General features: G+C 73.1%; 15 protein-coding genes. 10 read left to right on the top strand and 5 right to left on the bottom strand.

From position 1 onward, the window contains the following. Positions 1-103: 103 nt before the first annotated feature. The 6 genes from B056_RS0109370 (at position 104) to B056_RS0109335 (ending at position 9,436) form a co-directional block, all read left to right on the top strand. A complete protein-coding gene (locus tag B056_RS0109370) occupies positions 104-1,873 on the top strand; it encodes an FAD-binding oxidoreductase (protein WP_018501608.1) in 1,770 nt (589 codons plus the stop codon). Positions 1,874-1,933: 60 nt separating this feature from the next. Then, positions 1,934-2,314, top strand: a complete 381-nt coding sequence (locus B056_RS0109365; protein WP_018501607.1) for a hypothetical protein — start codon at positions 1,934-1,936, stop codon at positions 2,312-2,314. Between the two features lie 108 nt (positions 2,315-2,422). Continuing rightward, positions 2,423-3,157: an SDR family NAD(P)-dependent oxidoreductase gene (locus B056_RS0109360; RefSeq protein ID WP_020572412.1), complete on the top strand. Its 735-nt coding sequence runs from the start codon at positions 2,423-2,425 to the stop codon at positions 3,155-3,157. Positions 3,158-3,576: 419 nt separating this feature from the next. After that, positions 3,577-4,971 carry an LmeA family phospholipid-binding protein gene (locus tag B056_RS0109355; RefSeq protein ID WP_018501605.1) on the top strand — a complete coding sequence of 465 codons (1,395 nt, stop codon included), beginning with the start codon at positions 3,577-3,579 and terminating at the stop codon, positions 4,969-4,971. A gap of 622 nt (positions 4,972-5,593) precedes the next feature. Then, positions 5,594-8,122 (top strand): FHA domain-containing protein, encoded by a 2,529-nt coding sequence (locus B056_RS0109345; protein ID WP_018501604.1) that lies wholly within the window; start codon positions 5,594-5,596, stop codon positions 8,120-8,122. Between the two features lie 225 nt (positions 8,123-8,347). Next, a complete protein-coding gene (locus B056_RS0109335; protein ID WP_018501602.1) occupies positions 8,348-9,436 on the top strand; it encodes a hypothetical protein in 1,089 nt (362 codons plus the stop codon). Between the two features lie 232 nt (positions 9,437-9,668). Here B056_RS0109335 and B056_RS0109330 read toward each other — a convergent pair whose 3' ends face one another. From B056_RS0109330 to B056_RS0109320, 3 genes are all read right to left on the bottom strand, one after another. Then, a complete protein-coding gene (locus tag B056_RS0109330) occupies positions 9,669-11,825 on the bottom strand; it encodes a protein kinase domain-containing protein (protein ID WP_035750960.1) in 2,157 nt (718 codons plus the stop codon). Between the two features lie 667 nt (positions 11,826-12,492). Continuing rightward, on the bottom strand, positions 12,493-13,440 hold the full coding sequence (locus B056_RS0109325) for a S1 family peptidase (RefSeq protein WP_230202917.1): 948 nt from the start codon (positions 13,438-13,440) through the stop codon (positions 12,493-12,495). A gap of 257 nt (positions 13,441-13,697) precedes the next feature. Further along, positions 13,698-14,075: a hypothetical protein gene (locus tag B056_RS0109320; RefSeq protein ID WP_018501599.1), complete on the bottom strand. Its 378-nt coding sequence runs from the start codon at positions 14,073-14,075 to the stop codon at positions 13,698-13,700. 294 nt (positions 14,076-14,369) lie between these two features. On the opposite strand from B056_RS0109320, the gene B056_RS0109315 reads away from it, so the two are divergent. After that, on the top strand, positions 14,370-15,746 hold the full coding sequence (locus tag B056_RS0109315; protein ID WP_230202916.1) for a hypothetical protein: 1,377 nt from the start codon (positions 14,370-14,372) through the stop codon (positions 15,744-15,746). 282 nt (positions 15,747-16,028) lie between these two features. Here the strand turns inward: B056_RS0109315 and B056_RS0109310 are convergent, their stop codons facing one another. After that, entirely contained in the window at positions 16,029-17,243 is a 1,215-nt protein-coding gene (locus tag B056_RS0109310) for an acyl-CoA dehydrogenase family protein (RefSeq protein WP_018501597.1), read from the bottom strand. Positions 17,244-17,384: 141 nt separating this feature from the next. Between B056_RS0109310 and B056_RS0109305 the strand changes: the two genes are divergently transcribed. From B056_RS0109305 to B056_RS0109295, 3 genes are all read left to right on the top strand, one after another. Then, on the top strand, positions 17,385-18,356 hold the full coding sequence (locus B056_RS0109305) for an alpha/beta fold hydrolase (RefSeq protein WP_018501596.1): 972 nt from the start codon (positions 17,385-17,387) through the stop codon (positions 18,354-18,356). 55 nt (positions 18,357-18,411) lie between these two features. After that, the gene (locus B056_RS0109300; protein WP_026239503.1) at positions 18,412-19,074 is read left to right on the top strand and encodes an HhH-GDP family DNA glycosylase; all 663 of its coding nucleotides are present in this window, start codon (positions 18,412-18,414) and stop codon (positions 19,072-19,074) included. Between the two features lie 279 nt (positions 19,075-19,353). Beyond that, positions 19,354-21,972 carry a HelD family protein gene (locus B056_RS0109295; RefSeq protein WP_018501594.1) on the top strand — a complete coding sequence of 873 codons (2,619 nt, stop codon included), beginning with the start codon at positions 19,354-19,356 and terminating at the stop codon, positions 21,970-21,972. On the opposite strand, the gene B056_RS0109290 is transcribed toward B056_RS0109295, so the two are convergent. Then, positions 21,956-24,049, bottom strand: a complete 2,094-nt coding sequence (locus B056_RS0109290) for an ABC transporter ATP-binding protein (RefSeq protein WP_063826610.1) — start codon at positions 24,047-24,049, stop codon at positions 21,956-21,958. The genes B056_RS0109295 and B056_RS0109290 overlap by 17 nt on opposite strands. Between the last annotated feature and the right edge of the window lie 196 nt (positions 24,050-24,245).

Raw genomic sequence — 24,245 nt, 5'->3', positions numbered from 1 at the left:
TGACGCCGCTGGTCGTGTGACACTGTTACTTGAGTTGTCACAGCGTATCGACAATACCGCGCAGACACCGCGCAGACACCGTGGAACGAATGAGGTGACGGCGATGACCACGCAGGCCACGACCCCGACCCCGCCCCCGACCTCGCCTTCCGGCGGTGCCGCCCCGGACGCGTCCGTCGATCCGGTCTGGTGGGGGTGGGGCGCGGCGGCCGAGCACCACCCGCTGCCGGCCGCCGTCCACGACCTGCTCGCCCTGCTGGGCATTCCCACCCGCCCCAGCCCGCCGGTCGCGCTCGCCGACATCACCCTCCCGCCGGTCCGCCTGCCGGGGCAGGTGCTGGACGAGCTGCGGGCCGTCGTCGGCGCCGCCCAGGTCCGGGACGACCGCGAGGCACGGATCCGGCACTGCCGGGGCCGCTCCACCGTCGACCTGCTGCGGCTGCGGTCCGGGGACGCCTCCGACGCGCCCGACGCCGTCGTCGCGCCACTCGATCATGATCAGGTCCTCGCGGTGCTGGGGATCTGTTCCCGCCACCGGGTGGTCGTCGTCCCGTTCGGCGGTGGCACCTCGGTCGTCGGCGGCCTCACCCCCCGCCTCCCGTCGGGTCAGGCGCCCGACGGCACACCCCGCCGGCCTGGCGTCATCGCGCTCGACCTGCACCGGCTCGACCGCCTCCTGCGCGTCGACCAGCTTTCCGGGACGGCGGTGCTGGGCGCCGGCCTGCGCGGGCCCGCCGCGGAGGCACTGCTCGCCGAGCACGGCCTGACCCTCGGGCATGTCCCGCAGTCGTGGGAGTACGCCACGATCGGCGGGTTCGCGGCGACCCGGTCGAGCGGTCAGGCCTCGGCCGGCTACGGGCGGTTCGACCAGCTCGTCACCGGGCTGCGGCTGGCCACCCCGGTGGGGACCTGGCAGCCGGGGCGCGGGCCGGCGTCGGCGGCCGGCCCCGACCTGCGCCAGCTCGCGCTGGGCTCCGAAGGCGCGTTCGGGGTGATCACCGAGGTCACCGCGCGGGTGCGGCCGGCTCCGGCGCGGCGGCGGTACGAGGGCTGGCGGGTCACCGACCTGGCCACCGGCCTGGACCTGCTGCGGGAGCTGGCCCAGCGGGACCTGCTGCCCACCGTCCTGCGCCTGTCCGACGAGCTGGAGACGGCCGCCGGCCTCGCCAACGCCGTCACCGCGGGCACCGACACCACCGCGGGCACCGACACCACCGCCGGTGTCGCTGCTGGTGCCGCTGCCGGCGGCGGTTCCGGCGGCGTCGACGGCTCCGCGGGCGGGTGCTACCTGGTCGGCGGGTACGAGGGGAATGAGGACGAGGTGACCGGGCGCGCCGCGGAGGTCCGCGCGGTGCTGCTGGGTGCCGGCGCCCACCCGCTCGGCGAGGACGTGGGACAGGGCTGGGCCGCCGGTCGCTTCCACGCCCCCTACCTGCGCGACGCCCTCCTCGACGAGGGAATCTTCGCCGAGACCCTGGAGACCGCCGCCTACTGGGCGGCGATCCCGACGCTGTACGCCGCGGTCCGGGCGGCGGTGACGGGCGCGATCGAGTCCGACGGGTCGCCGGCCGTCGTGCTCTGCCACGTCTCGCACGTCTATCCGGCGGGGGCGTCGCTCTACTTCACGGTTGTCTGCGCCGAGGGCCCGGACCCGATCTCCCGCTGGGACCGGGCGAAGCGCGCCGCCGGAGACGCGATCATGGCCAACGGCGGCACGATCACCCATCATCACGCGGTCGGCACGGACCACCGTCCCTGGATGTCCGCGGAGGTCGGGGAGGTGGGCGTCGCGGTCCTGCGCGCGGTGAAGACCGCGCTGGATCCGGCGGGCATCCTCAACCCGGGTGTCCTCGTGCCGCCACTGTCCGAGTAACGCCGCGGGGGATAGCGGGGCTCGGTGTGACGTTGTGGACACGGCGGGTATTGGTTCGGGGTGCAGACATTCGCCGCCGTCATCGTCGCCCTGGTGCTGATCTCGATTCCCCTCCTGTTGGTCACGGCCGTGCTCGCGGTCGTCTATCACCGGGCGGCGCCCCTGCGAGCCGCGAACGCGGTCGCCGCCCGCGCTGTCGGCGGGACCACGGCCGGTGGGAGCACCGCCGTCACCCGCCCGACGTCCGGCCTCGGCCGGGCGGCCACCGGCACCCGGCCGGTCGAGCGCCGTGGCGGCCGGCCGAAGCGCCCGCGCCGTCCGCTGCTGTCGCACCGCCGTCGGCGTCGCACCGGCACCGGCCGCGCCGGCGTCGGCCGATTCGGCGCCGGCCGCCTCAGCGCCGGCGGCCGCGCCCGTCGGACGTCGTCCAACCCGCGTTGAGGGTGGCGCTGGTCAGCCGGGGCCGTCGGGGGCCATGATTCTGGCGCGACCTGGCCGAACCGGTCGCATCGCGACACGGGACGGACATCGCGCGTCAGGATGGGCACCATGGACAACGGCACGGCCAACGGCCGGGAGCCGGCGCCGCCGACCCGTGGGCTGATCGTGGTGGGGCCGGGTGCCGCCTTCGGTGCCGCGCTGCTGCGCCGGTTCGCCGAGGAGGGGTTCGCGCTCGGCGTGCTCTCGCGCTCGTCCGACACGGTCGCCCGGATCACCGCCGAGCTCGCCGCGGACGGCCACGACGTCACCGGCGCGGTCGCCGACGTCACCGACCAGGCGGCCTTCGGGGCGGCGACGCAGCGGCTCGCCGCCGCGATCGGCGGGCTGACCGTGCTGGTCTACAACGCCAAGCTCAGCATTCGTGGCACGGCGTTCTCGGTGCGGGCGGACTCGATGAACCAGACACTCGCGGTGAACGTGACCGGGGCGCTGACCGCCGTCCAGGCGGCGGTGCCCCTGCTGGTGGAGCGGCCGGGCGCCACCGTCCTGCTGACGGTCGCGGGCACCCGCAGCGAGCCGGCGGCGGGTCGCTTCGCGCTCGCGGTGGGCAAGGCCGGCCTGGCGGCGATGGGCGAGGCGATGGCTCCCGGGCTGGTCGCCCAGGGCGTCCGCCTGCGCACGGTGGTGCTCGACGGCCGGGTCGGACCGTCCGGGCCGCTGCTGCCGGAGGCCGTCGCCGATCACTTCTGGCACGCGTTCGCGGCGCCGGGCGGAACGGCGTTCCGGCTCGCCGCCCCACCGCGGCGCCGCCGCGGCGCCCCGCAGCTGCCGCTGGAGGTGTGACCCCGCGATGCTGCCGGCGGACTCGCCCCCGACGGACTCCGCCGCCGCGGACTTCCGGGCGGACAACACGCGGAAAACGGATGGAACGGGTTACTTCGCCGTGGGCCGCGTCGCGGGCCATGGAACAGCGAGTCACCGACGAATGTCGGGGTCGGTAATCCGACACGTACACAACACAGGTGATCGGACCCGACACCGCTGTCCGCCCGCCCCACGTGCGACCATCTTTTGATGGGCCGACGGTTCGGACGGCGGCCCGGCCGGTCGGAGGCTCGTGTCGAGCGCTCGGGCCGTCGTCGTGCCGCCGGCCGGGCCACGCCGATCGTTGATCGGGGCGGTGGACGACTCGACATGACCGACTGTGACACGGCGGCGCCACGCCGGAGGCCCCGACGTGGCGCGGAGCGGGAGATGTTCCGGTGAACCACGGGCGCGGCGGGGACGGGCAGGAGCCCGCGGACGCCACCAATGTCATGCCCCCCGGGGGATCCGGCGGGGGCGAGGCCGGTACCCGGCCGACCCAGGACGTGCGGCGTCGTTCCCGGCCGGGAGCCCCGGCGGCCCCGCCGCCGCCCGCGGACGCGTTCCGCCCGTCCGGTCCGCCGCCACCCGCGGACGCGTTCCGTCCCGGCCGTCCGGTGCGCCCGGCCGACGAGCAGCCGGAGCACGATCACGTGCCCCCGATGACGGAGCCGACGCTCGGCGGGGCCATCGACGCGATCCGGTACGGCGCCGTGCCTCCGGGCGCGGCGGTGCCCGCTCCGACGGCACCCGTCGGGCCGGGTGACCTGTGGACGGGGCCGGCCTCCGGCCAGTCCCAACGGCCCGGCGCGACCGGCCCGCAGTACGGCCAGCCCGGTCAGTACGGCCAGTACGGCCAGCCCCCCGCGGGGACCTACACCGACAGCGGTGGTCATGTCCGCCCGGTGCCCGGCAACGGTGGTTACGGGGAGGCCTACCCGGCCGCCTCCGACAGCGGAGGTCTGCCCGGCGGTCCGGGGGGTCCGGGTGGTTCGGGCCCGGCGCCCGGCCCGAAGCCGGCTCGGCGCCGCCGCCGCGGGCGCATTCTCGCGATCGTCGTCGTGGTCCTCCTTGTGCTCTTCGTGGTGGGCGACCGGGTGGCGGTCGCGATCGCCAAGGACCAGATGGTCAAGCAGATCGAGGTCAGCGTCGCGGACAGCCTGGAGCCCGGCGCGACTCCGCCGACGGTCAAGAACGTCACCATCGGCGGCTTCCCGTTCCTCACCCAGGTGCTGTTCGGAAAGTTCAAGAACATCGGCGTCACGATCGAGGGAATACCAACTCCCGGCCCGCGTATCTCGCAGGTCCACGCGAATCTCAAAGGCCTTCACGTCCCGCTCGGTGACGCGCTCTCCGACAACGTCGGCGAGGTGCCCGTGGACGACATCCGGGCGACGGTTCGGATCAGCTATGACGACCTGAACACCTACCTCGCGAAGCAGGATCCGCCGGTTCAGGTCAACCCGGTGGACGGTGGTGACCGGGTCGAGGTCTCCAGCCGAATCGACACCGGGATTCTCGGATCGCAGGAGATCGGTGGCGTGACCACCTTCGAGGTTCAGGACAACGCGCTCACCCTCGTGCCGTCGGAGCTGTCGCTGAAGGGCAGGATCAACGCCAACATCCCGCTCCCCGCCGGTCTCCGGCTCGACTCGATCCCCATCCCGATCGCCGGGCTGCCGTTCGACCTCAACATCGTCGCGGCGTCGACGGACGCCACGGGTCTCTCGCTGACCGCGACGGCCAAGGACGTCACCCTGCCGGCCGCGCCTGAGCCGGCTGGCGGTCAGTGACCCACAAGATCGGGGCAATTCGGGCGGATCGCCGCGTCGAGTGCTGGCCAGGGGGTCCCGGTGCGAGGTCGTGGCCGCCGGGCCGTCCGGCCGCGGGCCCCCTGTCGCGGGGCTGGCGCGATGCCCCCGCGGTGGCGTCCACGGGCGCCGTGGAGATCGCCGCGGGGGGCTGTCCGAGGTGGGTCGCGAGCGCGTACGGTAGCGGGTCAGATCGGCGACAGAAGCTGCTCACGGGTCTTCCGGACGGGCATTGTCGGTGGTGCACCGATCCCGTCCTCGTCACCGGTGCTCGTGCCGGACTTGCCACACTCGGTCACAGCTCCGGTGCTGACGCGATATGAAAGGCACCGGGAAGTGAACGAACGACGCGAGGAGGGTTAGAGGTGTCGGCTCCAGAAACGGCTGAAGCGGCCCGTTCGACGGCGCTCGCGTCACCCGGGCTGGATCAAGGTCGACACTCGACGCTACGATCTGCGGCATCCCGCAAGATCGGTCAAGGTAGTGAGGATCCACCGGTGGTGGCACCGTTGCCCGTCCCGTCCGGAGACCGATCCGGGCGATGTGCAGAAGAGGATTTCGGCGGGGCATCCCGGCCTGCGTCCCGTCGTGAAGGGGGAGAGTCGTGCAGACGACGTATCTGAGAGTCGTCACCGAGGCCGGTGCCGCCACTGTGCCGGCAGGTGAGCAGTTCATCATCGGACGCGCTCGGACCGCGGACTACGTTATCGCCGACAGTCGCGTCTCCCGCCGGCACCTGCTGGTCGAGCAGACCGGTTCGGGCTGGTCCGTCCGCGACATCAGCTCCAACGGGACCTGGGTCGACGGCCAGCGGATGCCCGAGTCGGTGAGCGTCCAGGGCGAGGTCCGTTTCCGGCTCGGCACCCCCAGCGGGCCCGAGGTCGTGGTGATGCCCGAGTTCCCCGCCGCGCGCGGCGGGTACGACGACGAGCCCGAGTACGACCCGGCCGGCTACGACATGCAGACGATGCTGCCCGGTTCCACCGGCTACCAGCCCCCGCGGCCCACCGCCCCGACCCGGGGCCAGGGCGGCGGGCGCGGCGCGGCGCCGCAGAGCGGGTCGGCAGCCGGTGGTGGGGGTGGCGGCGGCCGCGGCGGCAGCGGCTACGACCCGGCGCAGACGCCCTCCGGCTCGACGAGCCTGGAGCAGGAGCACGAGCGCCGGACGACCTACCGGCTCCGGCAGGGCACCATGTCGCTGGGCCGGGCCCGCGACAACGACATCGTCATCACCGACCTGTTGGCCTCGCGCCGGCACGCCGAGCTCTACATCAACCGCAACGGGCTGCAGATCGCCGACCTCGACTCGGCCAACGGCGTCTTCGTCAACGGGCGCCGGATCAGCCGGGCGAACGTGAGCCAGGGCGACGTGATCGCCATCGGCCACCACGTCTTCCAGCTCGAGGGCGAGCTGCTCGTCGAGTACCTCGACTCCGGTGACGTCAGCTTCGAGGCCGACGCCCTCAACGTCTGGGCCGGCGAGAAGCAGCTCATGCACGACATGACCTTCAAGCTTCCCGGGCGCGCGCTGCTCGGCGTGGTCGGCCCGTCCGGTGCGGGCAAGTCGACCCTGCTCAACGCGCTGACCGGGTTCCGCCCGGCGGACAAGGGCAACGTCCGCTACGCCGGCCGGGACATGTACTCCGAGTACGACGAACTGCGCCGCCGGATCGGCTACGTGCCGCAGGAGGACCTGCTGCACACCTCGCTGACCGTCCGCCGGGCGCTCGAGTTCGGCGCCGAGCTGCGGTTCCCGCCGGACACGACCAAGGCCGAGCGCCGGCAGCGGGTCGACGAGGTCCTCGCCGAGCTGGGTTTGACCGGCCACGCCAACACGCAGGTCTCCCGGCTCTCCGGTGGCCAGCGCAAGCGGACGTCGGTCGCCCTGGAGCTGCTGACCAGGCCGACCCTGCTCTACTTGGACGAGCCGACCTCCGGTCTCGACCCGGGCATGGACAAGAACGTCATGGAGTCGCTGCGCAAGCTGGCGGACGACGGCCGTACGGTCGTCGTCGTCACGCACAGCGTCGCCCAGCTCGACCTCTGTGACTACGTGCTGGTCCTCGCGCCCGGCGGTTACGTGGCCTACTTCGGCCCGCCCGGCGACGCGCTGTCCTTCTTCGGCGCGAAGGACTACCCGGACGTCTTCCTCAACCTGGAGGCGACCCCGGGCGCCGAGTCGGCCGCCCGGTTCCGTCAGTCGCGGTACTACGTGCCGGCGTCGATCACCGCGCCGTCGGCGCGGCCCGCGCCCGAGGACCTGCCGTCCATCCGGCAGCAGTCGGTTCTCTCCCAGCTCGTCACACTGAGCCGACGCATGATGGCGGTCGTCGCCTCCGACAAGTCGTACCTACGACTGATCATCGCTTTCCCGTTCCTCCTCGGGGCCATTCCACGGGCGATTCCAGGGGATATGCTGGCCCAGGCGGACGGGCCGAACCGAGACGCACCGACAGTGCTACTTGTCGTAACACTGTGTGCCTGTTTCATGGGCATGTCGAACTCGGTGCGAGAAATCGTCAAGGAGAGACCGATCTATCGCCGAGAACGGGCGATCGGTCTATCCCGGACGGCCTATATCGGTTCCAAGGTCGTGGTGTTGACCCTGGTCACCACGCTGCAGGCCCTGGTGTTCACGACGATCGCCCTGGCCGGCCGCAAGATGGGCGACGGCCTGTTCGGGTTCCCCTTCCTCGAGGCCGCGGTCGCCGTGATCGCGCTGTCGCTCGCGTCGGCCATGCTCGGCCTGGTCATCTCGTCGCTGGTCGACAACGCGGACAAGACCATGCCGCTGCTGGTGCTCATCACCATGGCCCAGCTGGTCTTCTCCGGTGGTCTGGTCGCCGCTGAGGGAACGGTCGGTCTCGAGCAGGTCAGCTGGATCGCACCCGCCCGGTGGGGCTTCGCCGCCCTCGCCTCCGTGATCGACCTGAACAGGATCTCCGGTTTCGGCACGCCGATCAATCCGGACTTCCCGGCCGACCCGCTGTACCAGTTCACCACCACCCAGTTCGCGATCGACATCGCCGGTGCCGCCGCGGTGGGCGCGGTCTGCATTCTCGTCACCTCGCTCCTGGTGCGGCGGATGGACCCGAAGACGAACAAGCGCCGCCCGGCCGCCCCCGTCCGCTAGGCCCCACCGCCGGCGCGGCCACGCACGGAGCACGCCCGAAGGGGCGGTGCGGCACCCTCGACGAGGGCGCCGCCCGCCCCTTCGGGCGTTTCGGCGTCCGGTGTGCCGGTGTGCCGGCCGGGATGCCGGTCGGTCGATCGGTGGACAAGCTCACGCGGAATCGGGTCATCCACACCGGCGGCCGGAGCCGGCCGCCACGCCGCGCGGTGGCGCAGACTCGGGCCCATGCCGGACGCTCACGACCGAGTCGTCGCCCTGGCCCGGAGGCAGGACGACATGATCACCCGTAGCCAGGCCCGTGGGCTCGGCCTGTCCGACGGGGCGATCGCCGCCCGCCGGCGGGCCCACGGCTGGCACACCCCGATCCGCGGCACCCTCGTCGTCCCCCCGGTGCGCGACCTGGTGCGTGCCCACGCCCGGGCCGCGCTGGCCGCCGCCGGCGGGGCGGTCTGCCTGCTGACCGCGGCCCGGCTGCACAGGCTTCCCGGCCTGCCGCCCCGGAGCGAGACCGAGCCCGTCGACGTCGCCTTCCCGGGCGGGGCCGCGTTCCGCGGCCGGCGCGGCTGCCGGCGGCACTGCATGGAGCTGCCGCCAGGCGAGACGACGGACGTCGCCGGCATCGAGGCGACAACCGTCCGCCGCACACTGGAGGACATCATCCTCCGCCTCGACCGCGCGATCTCCGTCCCGATCCTGGACGCCCTCCTGCACCGCGGCTGGCCGAACGATCCCGGTGTTCGCGGTGCTCCTGGTGCCCCTGGTGCGGCTGCCGGCGCGGTGCGTCCCTCGCCCGACTTCGTGGACCTGAAGGAGGCGGTGCTGCGTCGCAACGACGCAGGTGAGGGACCACCGGGCGTCACCCGGCTGTGGAACCTGGTGGACGGGCGCGCGGGCACCCCGCTGGAGTCGCGGGTGCGTCTCGCCCTGGCCGAGGCGGGCCTCGAACCGGAGGCGGTCCGCTGGGCGCCGCCCGGCGCGGCCACCGACCGGGCCGACGAGCGGGTGCATCTCGCCTGGCCGTCGGCCGGGCTGGCGGTGCAGACCTACGAGCTCGCGTCCTCGTCGGCTTCGGAGCCGCGGGCCTGCGAGGTGGCGGTTCCGCCGGCCTCGCGTGCCTCGCCGGCCTCGGAACGGCGGGCTTGCGAGCTCGCGGTTCCGCCGGCTCGGGAGCCGCCGACCGCCCAGTGGAGCGGGCTACCGGAGCGACTGGCCGGTCTGGGCATGACCACCCTGTGGTTCACCTGGGGCGACCTGCGCGATCCGGGCCACCTCGCCTCGACCGTCCGGAGCCACCTCACCGGCCGCGACCGGTGAGGGCGCGCCGATGGAGATACCGGACAGCGGGGGCCTCGTTCGACGCTGGCCTCTCGCCTTTTGGTTTCTTCCTCGCCGTTTCGGGTCGATCTCGGCGGATTCCGCGCTAAAAGGGCGAGAAGGAAATTAAAGGGCGAGCAGGCCGGTCGGAGTGTCGGGTTTTATGTCGTCAGGTGGCGGTCCGGGCTGCCGGTCGGGTCGCCCGGCGGGAGTGGAAGCCGGCGGTGCTCGGTCAGCCGGAGCTCCAGCGCACGTGGAAACCGGCGGTGCTCGTGAGCAGCCGGTCCGCCGCGGTCGTGTCCGCCGGGTTGGTGAGGTAGATCCGGCGCAGCGGTGTGCCCCGCTCCCCGGTGAAGCTCAGGAGCGATCCGTCGGGCGAGTAGGCCGGATCCTGGTCCCGCCCCGGTTCGGCGGTCACCCGCTCCACCGCGGAGCCGTCGGTGTTCATCTGGTAGATCTCGAGGTCACCGTCGACCTCGCGGCTGAACGCGATCCGCTTGCCGTCCGGGGAGAAGGTCGGGTCGGCGTCCCGGTTGCCCTGGCCGTTGGTGATCGGCGTCGGCTGGGAGTTGGGCCTCGCCGGGATCGTCACGATGAAGCCGCGGTCGCTCTCCGTCTCGGACGACCAGTAGGCGATGAGCTCACCGCTCGGCGACCAGGCCGGGTCCGTGGCCTGGGGCTTGGCGCCCAGGCGGAACAGGCCGGATCCGTCGAGCGCGACCACGTACAGGCCCGGGTTCGGGAATCCGGACTCGTCGGTCGTCGACCGCACGACGAGGAACTTGCCGTCCGGGGACAGCGACGGCCGGGCGTCGTCGGCGATCGTCAGCTTCGCGGCGGGGCCGCTGGTGAACAGCTTCACCGGGGACCCCGAACCGTCCGCCGCCACCGCGTAGAGGGCGTTGGGCGAGCCCTTGCGGAAGAAGACGACGGTCTTACGATCCTTGCTGATCGAGGGCAGCATGTCGTTCTCGGCCGAGGTGGTGATCGGCTTGGTGTCCGCGAGCTCACCCTGCGCGGGAACCCGTCCGGTGAACAGGTCGTAGTTGCCGTTCTGGTCGCTGGCGAAGACCATCGTGTCGAGGCCGAGCGGGGTGGCCGCCTGCGGAATCCCGGCCGTGGCCCCGCCGCTGGCGGCGGCTGACCCGCCGGCCACGGCCGAGCTGTCGTCGCTGTCGTCGCCACCGCTGGTCGCGACCAGGGTCGCGGCGACGACCACCGCCGCGACCGCCGCCGCGGCGCCGACGATGACGGGCGTGCGGCGCTTCTTGGCCGGCGTGCCGCCCGTGCCGGGAGTGTCGCCGCCCTGAGCGGGAGGTGTCGGGCCGCCTGCCTGGGGGTGGAAGCCGTCCTGGGCGCCCGATCGGCCGCCGACGCCGGTCGGGAGCCTGGTGGGAGCCTCGGTGCCGCTGTAGCCGGCGGGGCCCTGGGTCGCGGCCGCGGTGGCCATCGTCGGGCCGTCGTCCCCCTGGCCGCTGCCGGGCACGGGCAGGTTCCAGCCCTGCAGGACGTTGGTGACCTCGCGCGGGTCGATCGTGGCGTCGGCGTCCTCGCCGGAGTCGCCGAGCAGGCGGAGCATGAGCTGCTGCGCGGTCGGCCGGGTGGTCGGGTTCTTGCGCATCGAATGCCAGACGATGGGGTGCAGCGCCGGGTCGACGCCGTCGAGCCGCGGCTCCTCGTGCAGCGCCCGGTAGAGCAGCACCTGCGCGTTGCCGTCCCCGAACGGGTAGCGCCCGGTGGCGGCGTAGGTCACCACGCCACCCCACGCCCAGATGTCGACCGCCGGCGTGACAGCTCCGCCCTCGATCTGCTCCGGGGACATGAAGGCGGGGGTGCCGAGCTGCTGGAGGTCACCGGTGAGGTTCGTGGCGGCGTCCAGCGCGCGGGCGATGCCGAAGTCGATGACGCGCGGCCCGAACGGTGAGAGCACGACGTTCGACGGCTTGAGGTCACGGTGCACGATGCCGGCCCGGTGGATGGCGGTCAGCGCCGCGGCCACGCCGACGGCGAGCTGCTCGAGGTTGGCGTCGGCGAGCGGACCGTTGCGGGCGACGAAACGAGAGAGGGTCTCGCCCTCGATGAACTCGGTGACCAGGTAGGGCTGAGGGGCGTCCGGGTCGGCGTCGAGCACCTCCGCGGTGCAGACCCGGGCGACCCGGCGCGCGGTCTCGGCCTCGAGTCGGAAGCGGGCGCGGAACTCGGCGTCGCCGGCGACGTCGGCGCGGATCACCTTGATCGCGACAAGGCGGCCCTGCTGCGACTTCCCCAGGTAGACCGTGCCCATGCCGCCCTGGCCGAGTTTGCTCAGCAACTGGTACGAACCGAGTTCACGGGGATCGTCCGCGCCGAGCGGAACGGTCCTCGCCGTCACACCGGCATCCGATGACATCGAGCCCACCCTCACCTGCCGTGGCGGGTCGAGTGCCTCGCGTGAGGATCGCCGCCGGGTACCGGAGTCTGATCACTATCGGTAGATCACTACCACAGAATTGGGTCCGAGCGCCATTCCCGCGAATCGGAAGAGAATCCTGTGTAGTCGGCATCACTGTATGCGGGGGTGGTGGTGAAAGCGCACCCCGCCCGGCTGTCATTGGGCGGACATGCCCGCCGGCACGGGGTCGGTGTCGGTGCTCCGACAATGCTGTGCGATTGTCCGGGGCGGCCTGCCCGTACAACGGCCCACCGGGACGGCCATCGGGCGGTCGGTGGGAACGACGCGGCGCGGTGTGGCGGCCGGGAACGGCCTGGCGCGGCAGGTGGGAACGGCACAGGGCGGTGGTCGGGAACGACACGGCGGGGCGGGTGGGAACGGCCAGGTCCGGGCTGCCTCGGCGGCCGGCGGACCGGCGTCGACCGGCCGGAACCGGCGGGCCCCGATCGTCAGGCGCCGGTCGACGGTGAACGGTGAGCGGTGTGGGGCGGGTCCCGAAACGAGGACCGGCCGGTCCCGGGCGAGAGGAATACGCCCGGGACCGACTGGGACCGAAAAGCGTGCGATAACCACGGCGTGATGACCGTGTTGCGACAACCGTGTCGCGATTACCGTTTTGTGTCGACTACGTCACGATATGTACGCCGTAGCGTGCTGCGACATTGTTCCACAGCTCGGCGTACGAGGTGGTTCCGTTACCCGCGATGACGTGCCCGCGGATGTACTTGTCGGAGCCGCTGGTGGCACCGACGAAGAACGGCGAACCGGAGTCGCCGCCCTGTGGGAGGACACCGCCGGTGAAGGCGGCCACCGGCGACTTGCAGCCGCTGCTGGTGCAGACGGTGGCTGTGACGCTCTGCACGGTGTGCCCGCAGTTCTCGCCCGTCGTGCGACCGCTGTGGCAGTAGTTGGTGAAGCCGACCACGGGATTGCCGGCACCGGCGACGTGGTAACCGGTGCTGCTGTTGACGCCGCCGTTGTAGATGAACGACCCGTACGACTGGCCGCCGAGCAGCTCCATGTCCTTACTGGGCAGTCCGTTGCCGCTGACCACACCGAAGGTGCGGTTGCCCAGCTCGGTGACCTCGGTCGCGCCGTTGGACGCGCAGTGCCCGGCGGTCACCTGGTACCGGGTGTTCGCCGAGTCGGCGACGGTGTAACCCGAGGAACAGATGGCCCCGCCGGACTTGATCCCGGCACCGCCCCAGAATGAGGGGATGTCGTCGCGCCGACTGAACAGGTCGGTGACCTTCCCCTTGCGGACCACGACCTGGCTCGCGTCCTTGCCGAGCAGCGTGGCCACGTCCCTCGCGGGCGCGTCGGTCTCGACGATGACCTTGCCCAGGTCGGGATCGGCGTAGACGCCGAAGGTGTAGATGGTTCCCTTGTTCCGGACGAAAGTGATCACCTTCGACTGGACCTGGCTTGAGGCCTCGGCGAGGTCGGCCGCGACCTGGTCCGTCGCGAAGGTGGCGTCCGCGGCCGGAGCGGCCACCGCGTTGTCGACCGCGATGGTCGCCTTGCTGCCGCCCGAGGAGTTCGCGGCGTACACCGGAATCGTGCTTGCGATCACGGTGAATCCGGCCACAGCCAGGCCGGCTCCGCCCCAGCGGAGTCTCGATCTAGAATTTCTCACCTAATACTCTCCGGAAATCTGCAGAACGATTGTCGGATGCGTTCAGGTTGTCTGCACACCTGGGGCATCTCTCCAAATCACTGGAGATCGCCGGCACAGTATCGAGGTGGTTCGGAGCGTCGAGGTTTCGACGCCTGTCTCCTTCTTGACAAGCAAATCCGTACAAAAAGTTGGTTGTACGGTGATGTCCGCGCCTAGTAGTCCTCGACCTTTTCTCGCCGGATCTGGACGAGATCGGCGTCGGCGCCGACGAGTCGCTCCGTCACGGCCGCCGGGGCGTCGGTCTCCAGGATGACCCGTCCTATCCCGGAATCTATGTAGACCCCGAAGGAGTACGAGGTGTCATGGGTCTGGGCATAGGCCGTGACCCGCTGGTTTATTTCCTTCGAGACGCGGCGCAGGTCCTCCGGGTCCGGACGTGGTGTGGCCCCTGTGTCGGCCGCGGGAGGGGAGTCGGCCCCACCGCCCGGGCCGCCCGTCGGGCCGGGTTGGCACGCGGCCCCCGTGGCCGCCAGGACAGCGAGCAGAAAGCCGAGGCCACCTCGGCGGAATGTCGGTCTGGACCGTCCCATGGAATGTCCTCCTGCAGGTCACCGGGATGATGTCGGCACGGTGATTGTCGCTGCCCGCAAGGCCGGTTCGGCGTAGCGGCGGGCATGGAGGGACCCGCCGGCCACGGACCGTTTCGCCCGCTGAACGCCGCGCCGACCGGGCGGTACCTGAGGATCTGGGCGGATACATGCCTGCCTGGGGTCTCTGTGCGGGCACACCCACAGTTGTGCCATTCTCGGCTACGACATACCTCGCGCCCGGATGGGGTGGGCACGGCCGCGGTCGCGAGCGCCGACGACGAAAGGGCTTGACGCGTGCCGCGTTTGAGTCGGGCCACGGTGACCAGCGCGGTGCTCGCCGTCCTGGCGCTCATCACTGCGGTGACGCTTGTCACGCTCGCCGCTGTCCGCGACGATCCCGCCGTGTACGCGGCCGGCGGGTCCGGCGGCGACGGGAGCGGCGAACCGATCGGCCCCCGCTGGGGCTTCCTGCGCTCCGACGTCGTGTCGCCGGCGGCTCCGCTGGAGCCGCCCGACTCCGCCGCCGCCGGAAGCTGGCAGGTCATCGATGCCCTGGCCGAGGCCAGGCCGGTGATCTCCCGGATGGCCGTGGGTCGTTACAGCGTGGTGTTCCCCGGCCTGGGCGTGTCGCAGCGGCGTGGCGTCGCCCTGGCGACGGCGATCGGCGGGCCAGGGCCGGCCGGCCCGGCCGGTACCGACCCGAAACCCGCCACGACCGGCGACGCGACCGGCGACGCCGGTGCGGCCGCGCCGGCCCACTGCCACGTGGTCGACTGGGAGGCGGTACGACCGTCGCCGGACGGACCTGGCGACGCGGTGACCGCCGGAGGACCGCGGTCCGGGGCGTCCGGGCGGCTGGACGAGCGGGTCGACCTGGCCTGCCGCCGTCCGACCGGCCAGTTCGTCGACTCCCGGTTCAGTCTGCTGTTCACCTACGCGCCCGAGGGCTACCGGCCACCGGCCGGGGACGCTCCCTATGCCTACGTGCGCCTCGACCGCGCCGACCACTCCGACTCCCGGCCCCGCGACGCCTACAGCGTGTCGGGGCCTGGCACGGTTGCCGTCCACCGCCTCGGCACCGGCCGCTATGCCGTCGACCTGGTCGGGGCCGAGTTCGTCCGCCCCGGCAACAACCTCCAGGTCAACGCGGCCGGTGACTCCGCCGCCGGGTGCAACGCCCTCGGCCGGGAGGTCAGGGCCGACCGGCAGTCCGTCCTGGTCGGCTGCGCCGAGGGCACGACGCCGGCGGACACGCCGTTCGTCCTGCTGTACACCGACCGCGACGCGCTGGTGCCGACCGGCGCCGGCACGTTCGCGCAGCTGTTCACCGGCGTCGTCCGCGACGGCGGACCGCTGGAGCCGGCGCCGCTCGGGGACGCGGTCGACGCCTGGGCGCGTTACTCGGCGAACAGCGCCGGATCGGTCAACACGGTGCGGCGCACGGGAGTCGGTGTCTACGAGGTGGTCCTGCCCGGTGTCGCCGGGACGCCCGATCACCTGAGCGTGACCGCCTACGGCGAGCCGACCGCGAGATGCTCGGTGGACGACCGGGCCGCGGGTTCCGGCGAGCGCGACGTGACCGCCACCGTCCGGTGTGTCGACGGGTCGGGCCGCCCGGTCGACAGCCACGCGAGCGTGGCCTACCTCAGCGCGGCGGGCCTGACCGGCTGACGCCCTTGGCCGGACGACGGGCGGACGCCCTTGGCCGGACGGCCGGCTGACGCCCCCCGGCCGGACCACCAGACACGGTCGATGCCCCCGACATCGCCCCCGTTCCCGCATCGGCGGTCCGGCCTACGCCAGATTGAAGACCGCTTCGGGTCGGCGAACCCCGTCTGTTGCCGGGATTCCGCAAGTCAATCCCTTAAATCCGTGCTCCATCCACCGCTGTCACCGTGCCTGGGCCGATCGGGCGGATCGGCAGGGTCAGACGGATCAGGTGGATCGGGTGGATCAGGAGAGGTGCATGCCGGAGATCGCCCGCGCGACCACGAGCCGCTGGATCTCCGACGTCCCCTCGAAGATGGTGTAGATCTTGGCGTCGCGGTACATGCGCTCCACCGGGTGCTCCCGGCTGTAGCCGGCGCCGCCGAGGATCTGCACCGCCTTCTCGGTCGCCCACACCGCGACCTCGCCGGCCTTGAGCTTCGACATCGAGCCCTCCCCGGCCTCGAAGCGCCGTTCGTTGCGGCCCATCCACGCGGCGCGCCAGATGAGCAGGCGGGCCGCGTCGATCTCCATCCGCAGGTCGGCCAGCGCGAACGCGACCGCCTGGTTGGTGATGATCGGACGTCCGAACTGCTCGCGGTGCCGGGCGTAGTCCAGCGCGTACTCGTAGGCGGCCCGGGCGATGCCCACCGCCTGCGCGCCGACCGTGGGCCGGGTCATCTCGAAGGTCTGCAGGGCGGCCTGCCCCGAGGAGCGGGAGCCCTCGCGGGCGCGGGCGAGCCGCTCGTCCAGCTTCTCCTTGCCGCCGAGCAGGCACCGGCCGGGTACCCGGACGTCGTCGAGGAAGACGTCGGCGGTGTGCGAGGCCCGCAGGCCGAGCTTCTTGATCTTCCTGTTGCCGGTAAGTCCCGGGGTGCCGGGCGGGACGACGAACGCGGCCTGGCCGCGGGCCCGCAGCGCCGGGTCGACCGAGGCGACGACCACGTGGACGTTCGCGATGCCGCCGTTCGTGATCCATGCCTTCTGGCCGTTGATCACCCATTCGTCCGTCGCCTCCTCGTAGCGGGCGCGGACCCGCATCGACGAGACGTCCGAGCCGGCCTCGGGCTCGGACACGCAGTACGCGGCCACCTTCGGGTCGGCGGCGTCACCGAAGCACTGGGGCACCCACTCGCCGAGCTGGTCGAACGTCCCGGCGGACGCGATCCCGGCGACCGCCAGCGACGTTCCCATGATCGACATGCCGATGCCGGCGTCGCCCCAGAACAGCTCCTCGGAGAGGATCGGCAGGCCCAGGCCGGTCTCCTCGGCCCACAGGGCGGCCAACGTGTCGAAGTTGTAGAGGCCGATCTTGGCAGCCTCCTGGATCACCGGCCAGGGAGTCTCCTCCCGCTCGTCCCACTCGGCCGCCGCAGGGCGGACGACGTCCGCGGCGAAGCCGTGCACCCACCGCCGGAGCTCGGTCTGCTCGTCGGTGAGATCAAGGCTGAAGCCGCTCATGGGTTCCTCTCGTGGCCCCGGTCGCCCGGGCCGGTACGCGTCGCGCCGATGAGTCCTACATTCTCCCTTGGCGACCTGTCCGCCGCCGCGTCAGGCGGTACCGGGTGGGCGAACAGGCGGTGACGAGAGCGAGGCGGGATCATGGGCGATCTGCCGGACGTCGAGACCAACGAGATCCAGGACGACAACGAGATCCAGGACGACCGTGCCGACTACGACGAGTTCGGGCTGCTCCACGAGAACGCGGAGGAACTGGGCATCCCCTACCAGGGCCGGCCGGAGGTCACCCGCGGCCACGTGGAGGTCGGACCCGGGCGGCGGCTGAGCCACATCCGGTGGGGGGCGGCCGACCCGGAGATCGTGTTCCTGCACGGCGGCGGCCAGAACGCCCACACCTGGGATTCGGTCGCCCTGGCCCTCGGCCGGCCCGCGATCGCCTTCGACCTGCCCGGTCACGGTCGCTCGTTCCGGCATCCGGAGCGGAACTACGGCCCGTGGGCGAACGGCGCGGCGGTGGCGACGGCGCTCGACGAGCTCGCCCCGAAGACGGCGGTCGTCGTCGGCATGTCCCTCGGGGGCGCCACCACCATCCACCTCGCCGCGACCCGGCCCGACCTGTGCCGGCGCGCGGTCATCGTGGACGTCACCCCCCAGTCGGCGGACCGGAGCCGGGCGATGGGCGTCGCGGACCGCGGCGCGGTGGCGCTGGTCGGCGGCCAGCCCACCTACGACTCGTTCGAGCAGATGGCCGACGCGGCCGTCCGGCTCAGCCCGAACCGGCCGGCCTCGGGCGTGCGCCGCGGCGTGCGGCACAACGCCTACCAGCGCGCCGACGGCCGGTGGGCGTGGCGTTACGACCTGGCCGGTCCCGGGCCGGCGGCGAGCGAGATGACCAGCATGGACCGCCTGTGGGAGGAGGTCGACACGATCACCGTCCCGCTGCTGCTCGTGCGCGGCGCGCTGTCCCGGTTCGTCCATGACGACGACGTCGAGCAGTTCCGGCGCCGGCTGCCCGCGCTGCGCACCGCGGTGGTGGACGGCGCCGGTCACGCGGTGCAGAGCGACCGCCCGCTCGAACTCGTCCGCCTGATCCGGGAGTTCGCCTTCGCGTAGCGCTCCGCCGATTTCGGCCGGGAGTGCGGGGGAGCGTCGCGGGTAGCCCAGTCCCATGGCTGGAACTGACACCGGCGCGATTGTGCGTGAGCTGCTCGCCCGGCACGGCCGCACGTACGCCGAGGAGATCGACGTCGACGTACCCGCCGACACGGCCGAGGCGATGTTCGGGCTGCTGGTGTTCGCGTTGCTCGCGAGCGCCCGCATCCGCACACCGACCGCGGTCGGCGCGTTCCGCGCGCTGCGTGAGCAGGGGTGGACGTCCGCGGCCGTGCTGGGCGAGGCGCCATGGGCGGACCGGACCCGCGTGCTCAACCGCAGCGGGTACGCCCGCTACGACGAGAGCACCTCGCGCACGCTCGGCGACGCCTGCGCCTATCTGCTCGACACCTACGACGGCGACATCCGGCGCCTGCGTGACGCGGCGGAGCACACCCCGGACCGCGAGCGGGCCCTGCTCCAGAAGATCAAGGGAATCGGGCCGGTCGGCGCGGACATCTTCCTGCGCGAGGCCCAGGCGGCCTGGGACGAGCTCGTGCCCTACGCGGACCGGCGGGCGCTCGCGGCCGCGGCCGAGCTGGGCCTGCCGACCGATCCCCGGGATCTGAGCGACCTCGTCGAACGGGAGGACGTCCCGCGCCTGATCGCGGCGCTGGTGCGCACCCGGCTCGAACACGACGCCGACGACGTGCGGCAGGGCGCCGCACCGGGCGGGTGACCGCTGCCCGACCGCCCGGACGTGGGGCGGGCCCGGCGACCGTCACGCCGCCCGCCGCCCGCGGGACGCCGGGCTGGACGTAGCCTGGGTGGTCGAGAAGTAGCCGTGGCCGGCGGAACGCCCGTCCGGAACACGCGGCAGGCCGACAGCGGGACACGTCGTGGTGTGCGCTCCGGCGGGCGGGATGATCCGAGTGTGGTGGGCTGTTGGGCGCCCGTGGCCGCGCGTCAGGATCCTCTCCCGACCCGTCTCCGCCACCCGACCTGAAGGGACATCCCGGTGCCGACGACACGTGACGCAGAGCTCGCCCGTGAGCAGGCCTACGTCGACACCCTCTACGGCCGGTTGGACGAGGTCCGGGAGACCACCAGGGGACAGCTCCGGCAGGTGCTGCTCGAGGCGGGCACCGGCACGCCACAGTCGATCGTGGAACGCGACGTGTTCGCCGCGACACATGCCGACCGGCTGGCCCGGCTCGACGCCGCCGAGGGGCGGCTGTGCTTCGGCGCGATGGACCACGCGGCCGGGGGGCGCACCTACATCGGCCGGATCGGGCTGTCCGACCAGGAGCAGGAGCCGATCCTGGTCGACTGGCGGGCGCCGGTGGCCACCGCGTTCTACCAGGCGACCATCGCCGATCCGCGGGGCCTGACCCGCCGCCGCCACCTGCGCACCCGCGGCCGGCGGGTCACCGGCATCGCCGACGACCCGCTCGACCCACGCGCCTACCTCGCGCGGGCCGGGGCCGACGACGGTGCCGCCGACGACGCCGCGGCCGCCGGGAACGCCGCGGCCGCCGGGAACGGTGCGGCCGCCGGGAACGGTGCGGCCGCCGGGAACGGTGCGGCCGCCGGGAACGGTGCGGCCGCCGAGAGCGGTGCGGCCGCCGAGGCCGGGCTCGGCGCGACCGGGGACACGATGCTCCTGGAGGCGCTGTCCGCCCCGCGTACGGGCCGGATGCACGACATCGTCTCGACGCTGCAGGCCGAGCAGGACCGGATCATCCGGGCGGCCGCGAACGCGGTGCTGGTGGTCGACGGCGGACCGGGGACCGGCAAGACCGCCGTCGCCCTGCACCGCGCCGCCTACCTGCTGTACACCCACCGTGACCGTCTCGTCCGGTCCGGGGTGCTCGTGGTCGGGCCCAGTCCGGTCTTCCTCCGCTACATCGAGCAGGTGCTGCCCTCGCTCGGCGAGACCGGGGTGATGTTCGCGACCCCGGGACGGCTCTTCCCCGGCGTGGACGCGACCGGCGAGGACCCGGTAGCCGCCGCGGCCCTCAAGGGCGACGGGCGGATGGCCGACGTCATCGCCGGCGCGGTCCGGGACCGCCAGCGGGCCCCGGGCCGTGGCGTGCGGATCCGCCACGACGAGCATGACCTGCACCTGGACCGGGACACCATCGTCCGGGCCCGGACCAGGGCCCGGCGCAGCCGCCGCCCGCACAACTCCGCGCGCCGCGTGTTCATCCGCGAGCTGCTCGGTGCGTTGACGAACCAGGTGGTCTCCCGGTTGCCCGGCGGGTTGTGGGAGCCCGAGGAACGCTCGGAGGTCACCTCCGGGCTGTGGGCGGACCCCGGTGTGCGTCGGGCCCTGAACGACCTGTGGCCGCTGCTCACCCCGGCCCGCCTGCTGGCCGACCTGTACGCCTCGCCGGACCTCCTCGCCCGGGCCGCCGGCACCCGGCTCACCGCGCAGGAACGCGCCCTGCTGCGGCGGGCCGGCCCGGTGGACGCGCCAGGGCGGCGCACCGCCGGAACCGGCCGGATCCACTGGACTCCGGCGGACGTCCCCCTGCTGGACGAGGCCGCCGAGCTGCTCGGCGACCCGGAGGAGGACGCCCGTCGCGACGAGGAGCGCCGCGCCGCGGCCGAGCGCGCGGCCGAGCGGGAGTACGCCCGCGGCGTGCTGGAGATGCTCGGCCTCGACGACCGGCTCGACGCCGACACGGTGGCCGAGCGCTGGACCGCGCCCCGGCAGCGCCGCGGCGCCGCGGAGTACGCGACCGGGGACCGGACCTGGACGTTCGGCCACCTCATCGTCGACGAGGCCCAGGAGGTCTCGCCCATGCTGTGGCGGCTGCTGTGGCGACGCTGCCCCGGGCGCACCGCGACGCTCGTCGGTGATCTCGCCCAGGCGGCCCGCCCGCGGCCGCCGGCGAGCTGGGGCGAGCTGCTGGGCCCGGCTGTCGGCGCCCGCTACACCGTCGAGCGGCTCAGCGTGAACTACCGGACCCCCAGCGAGATCATGGACGTCGCGGCCGACGTGCTGGCGGCGGCCGATCCCGAGGCCGCGCCGCCCCTGTCGGTCCGGTCCGCCGGCCGGCGCCCGGACGCCGTCCGGACGCCCGCCGCCGCCGAGGCGCTCGTGCGGGGCGTGGTCGACGAGTCCGTGCGGGCCGCGGGCGAGGCGGCCGGCGGGCGGGTCGCCGTGATCTGTCCGCCGGGGCGGACCGCGGCCATCCGCGCCGCCCTGCGCGCGGCCGCGCCCCAGCTCGCGCTGCCGCGCCAGCCCGACGACCTGGACGACCTGAACGCCCCCGCCGACCGGCCGACCGGGGGCCGGGAGCCGGCGGAGGCAGACCTGCTGCTCGACGCGCCCGTCGCCGTGCTCACCGTCGCGGAGTCCAAGGGCCTCGAGTTCGACGCGGTGGTCCTCGTCGAACCGGCCGAGATCCTGGCCGGCCCGACCCGGGGCCTGGCCGATCTCTACGTGGCGTTGACCCGGGCCACCCGTGTGCTCACCGTGGTGCACACCGGGGAGCTTCCCGGGGTCCTGCGCCGGATGCCGGCCCGCGCCGGCGGGCCGGGGGCCGACGCCGAGCTCGGTGAGCCGGGGGCCGACGCCGAGCTCGGTGACCCGGTGGCCGGCGGCCGGCAGCTCAACCTGCTCTGGTGACCTCTCGGCGGAGCTGCCGGTGGTACAGACGGGCGTAGGCGCCGTCGGCCTTGATCAGTTCGGCGTGGGTGCCGTGCTCGACCACGGAGCCCTCGCCCATCACGTAGATGCGGTCGGCGTCGACGATCGTGGACAGCCGGTGCGCGATGACGAGGCGGGTCCGCCCCGCTCCGAGGCGGGTCAGCGCCTCCTGGACGGTGTGCTCGGTCGCCGCGTCGAGCTGGGAGGTCGCCTCGTCGAGGATGAGCACCGGCGGGTCGGCGATCAGGACCCGGGCGAGCGCGAGGCGCTGGCGCTCCCCGCCCGAGAGCTGGTAGCCCCGGGCACCCACCTTCGTTCGGATGCCTCTGGGTAGGCGCTCCAGCATCGGACCGAGGCCCGCGTCGACCACCGCCGCGGTGATCGCCTCGTCGGTGGCGTCGAGCCGCCCATAGCGGACGTTCGCGGCGATCGTGTCGTTGAACAGGTGGGGATCCTGCGGGACGACGCCGATCGTCGCCCGTAGGGCGCTCCAGGTGAGGTCCGCGAAGTCCGTGCCGTCGAGCAGGAGGCGGCCGCGGTCGGGGCGGTGCACCCCGGACAGGAGATAGCCGAGCGTCGTCTTGCCCGCGCCGCTCGCGCCGACGATCGCCGTCTTCTCGCCGGCCCCCGCGGTGAGCTGGACGTCGCGCAGCGCCCAGTGCTCGGTTGGACCGGGGCCGCCGGCCGGGGTGGCCTCGCCCGAGGTCGCCCGCCGGGATTCCTGCTCCTCGTCCTCCTCCTCGTCGTCCGCGACGTACCACCAGCGGCGGCGTACGTCCCGGCCGGCCGAGGACCAGGCGTTCTGCCGGCTGCCGGCATAACGGAACCAGACAGCGTCCACCACGATCTCGGGCGCGCTGGCCGCCCCCGGTGTCGTGGCGCTTCCCGCGCCCGCGCCCGGCCCGGTGGCCTCCCGGGGAGCCGGAACCCCGACCGGCCCGGCGCCCGGTCGCGCCGCCTCGGGCGCCCCGGTGGTGGTGGTGGGGAGGTCCCGCGGGTCGGGCACCAGGTCGAGCAGCCCGAAGATCCGGTCGAAGGCGACACCCGCCTCGATCAGGTCGGCCCGGCTCTCGGCCAGGCCGGTGACCGGGCGGTAGGCGAAAAGGAGCGCGCTCGCGAACGCGACCAGTGTGCCGACGGTCGCGCGCTGGGTGCTGACGAGCCAGATCCCGACGCTCATCACGGCGACGATGGCGAGCGCGGCACCAGCCGACGACATGAGCTGCGCCAGCGCGGAGACCCTGATCCGTTTCAGGGAGATCCGGCGGGTCTGGTCGGCGATCGTGGCCAGCCGGCCGGACTCGTGCAGGCTGCGCCCGAACAGCCGCACGTGCAGGGCTCCCGAGACACTCGTCGTGTCGGTGATCAGGGCGAAGTGCGCCGAGCGCAGTTTGATGTGCTCCCTGGTCAGCTCCCGGCCCCGGCGCCGGCCCAGCGTCATCAGGCCGAAGACCAGCGGAGACAGGAGGACGGCGACCAGCGCGAGCCGCCAGTCCAGCAGGACGACGCTCACCACGCCCACCACCGCGGTGACCCCGGCGCTGATCGCGCGCGGCACGGACAGTGACACCGCGCTGCGGACCTCGGCGATGTCCCCACCGAACAGGGTCAGGACGTCGCCGTGCCGCTGGCCGGGGAAGAACGAGAACGGCAGGCGGAGCAGCTGGTCGTGGATCGCGACCGTCGCCCGCATGTGCACCCGTTCACCGACACCCGAACCGACGAGGGTCGAGACGGCACCCAGCATCGCCTGGAGGAGGAAGGCGGCCAGCAGCAGCGCCACCTGGCCGATCAGCGCGGCCCTGTCCTGGGGGGCGGACCGGTCGATCAGCCCGTCGTCGACGACCGCGCGCAGCACGAAGGGCGTGACGGCCACGGACACGGCGCCGACGAGATCCAGCGCGACGATGGCCAGCAGCCGCCCGCCCTGGTCGTCGAAGAAGCGGACCCCGCGCCGCGCGGTCCGACTCGCGGTGAGGCGGGCGAGCAGGAGCGCCATGAGAGTGGGAACCAGCGGGGCGCCGCGATCCGCCCCGCGGCGGTCTTCGGACGACATGTGCACCTCCCGCGGACATCCGATAATCGCCTGGCCGAGTCGGCGAGATCCTGACTTCTGGCGGTGAGTCGGGGCCTCGCCGGCCGCCGCCGGCACTCGCGGTGCCGGCACTCGGCGATCGTCTCCCAGACCTACGACAGATCCCGGCCCACCGCCGGGACGACAACACGCGGACACGCGCCGTCCGCGCGGCACC

The organism is Parafrankia discariae (assembly GCF_000373365.1).
In the GTDB taxonomy this organism is placed as follows: domain Bacteria; phylum Actinomycetota; class Actinomycetes; order Frankiales; family Frankiaceae; genus Parafrankia; species Parafrankia discariae.
The sequence above is the reverse complement of the archived record's forward strand: the minus strand, read 5'-3'. Positions and strand labels throughout refer to the sequence as shown.

Bases quoted from the DNA above. Each gene is read 5' to 3' on its own strand.
- B056_RS0109370 (WP_018501608.1), top strand. From the start codon at position 104: ATGACCACGCAGGCCACGACCCCGACCCCGCCCCCGACCTCGCCTTCC.
- B056_RS0109360 (WP_020572412.1), top strand. From the start codon at position 2,423: ATGGACAACGGCACGGCCAACGGCCGGGAGCCGGCGCCGCCGACCCGT.
- B056_RS0109335 (WP_018501602.1), top strand. From the start codon at position 8,348: ATGCCGGACGCTCACGACCGAGTCGTCGCCCTGGCCCGGAGGCAGGAC.
- B056_RS0109330 (WP_035750960.1), bottom strand. From the start codon at position 11,825: ATGTCATCGGATGCCGGTGTGACGGCGAGGACCGTTCCGCTCGGCGCG.
- B056_RS0109320 (WP_018501599.1), bottom strand. From the start codon at position 14,075: ATGGGACGGTCCAGACCGACATTCCGCCGAGGTGGCCTCGGCTTTCTG.
- B056_RS0109310 (WP_018501597.1), bottom strand. From the start codon at position 17,243: ATGAGCGGCTTCAGCCTTGATCTCACCGACGAGCAGACCGAGCTCCGG.
- B056_RS0109305 (WP_018501596.1), top strand. From the start codon at position 17,385: ATGGGCGATCTGCCGGACGTCGAGACCAACGAGATCCAGGACGACAAC.
- B056_RS0109300 (WP_026239503.1), top strand. From the start codon at position 18,412: ATGGCTGGAACTGACACCGGCGCGATTGTGCGTGAGCTGCTCGCCCGG.
- B056_RS0109290 (WP_063826610.1), bottom strand. From the start codon at position 24,049: ATGTCGTCCGAAGACCGCCGCGGGGCGGATCGCGGCGCCCCGCTGGTT.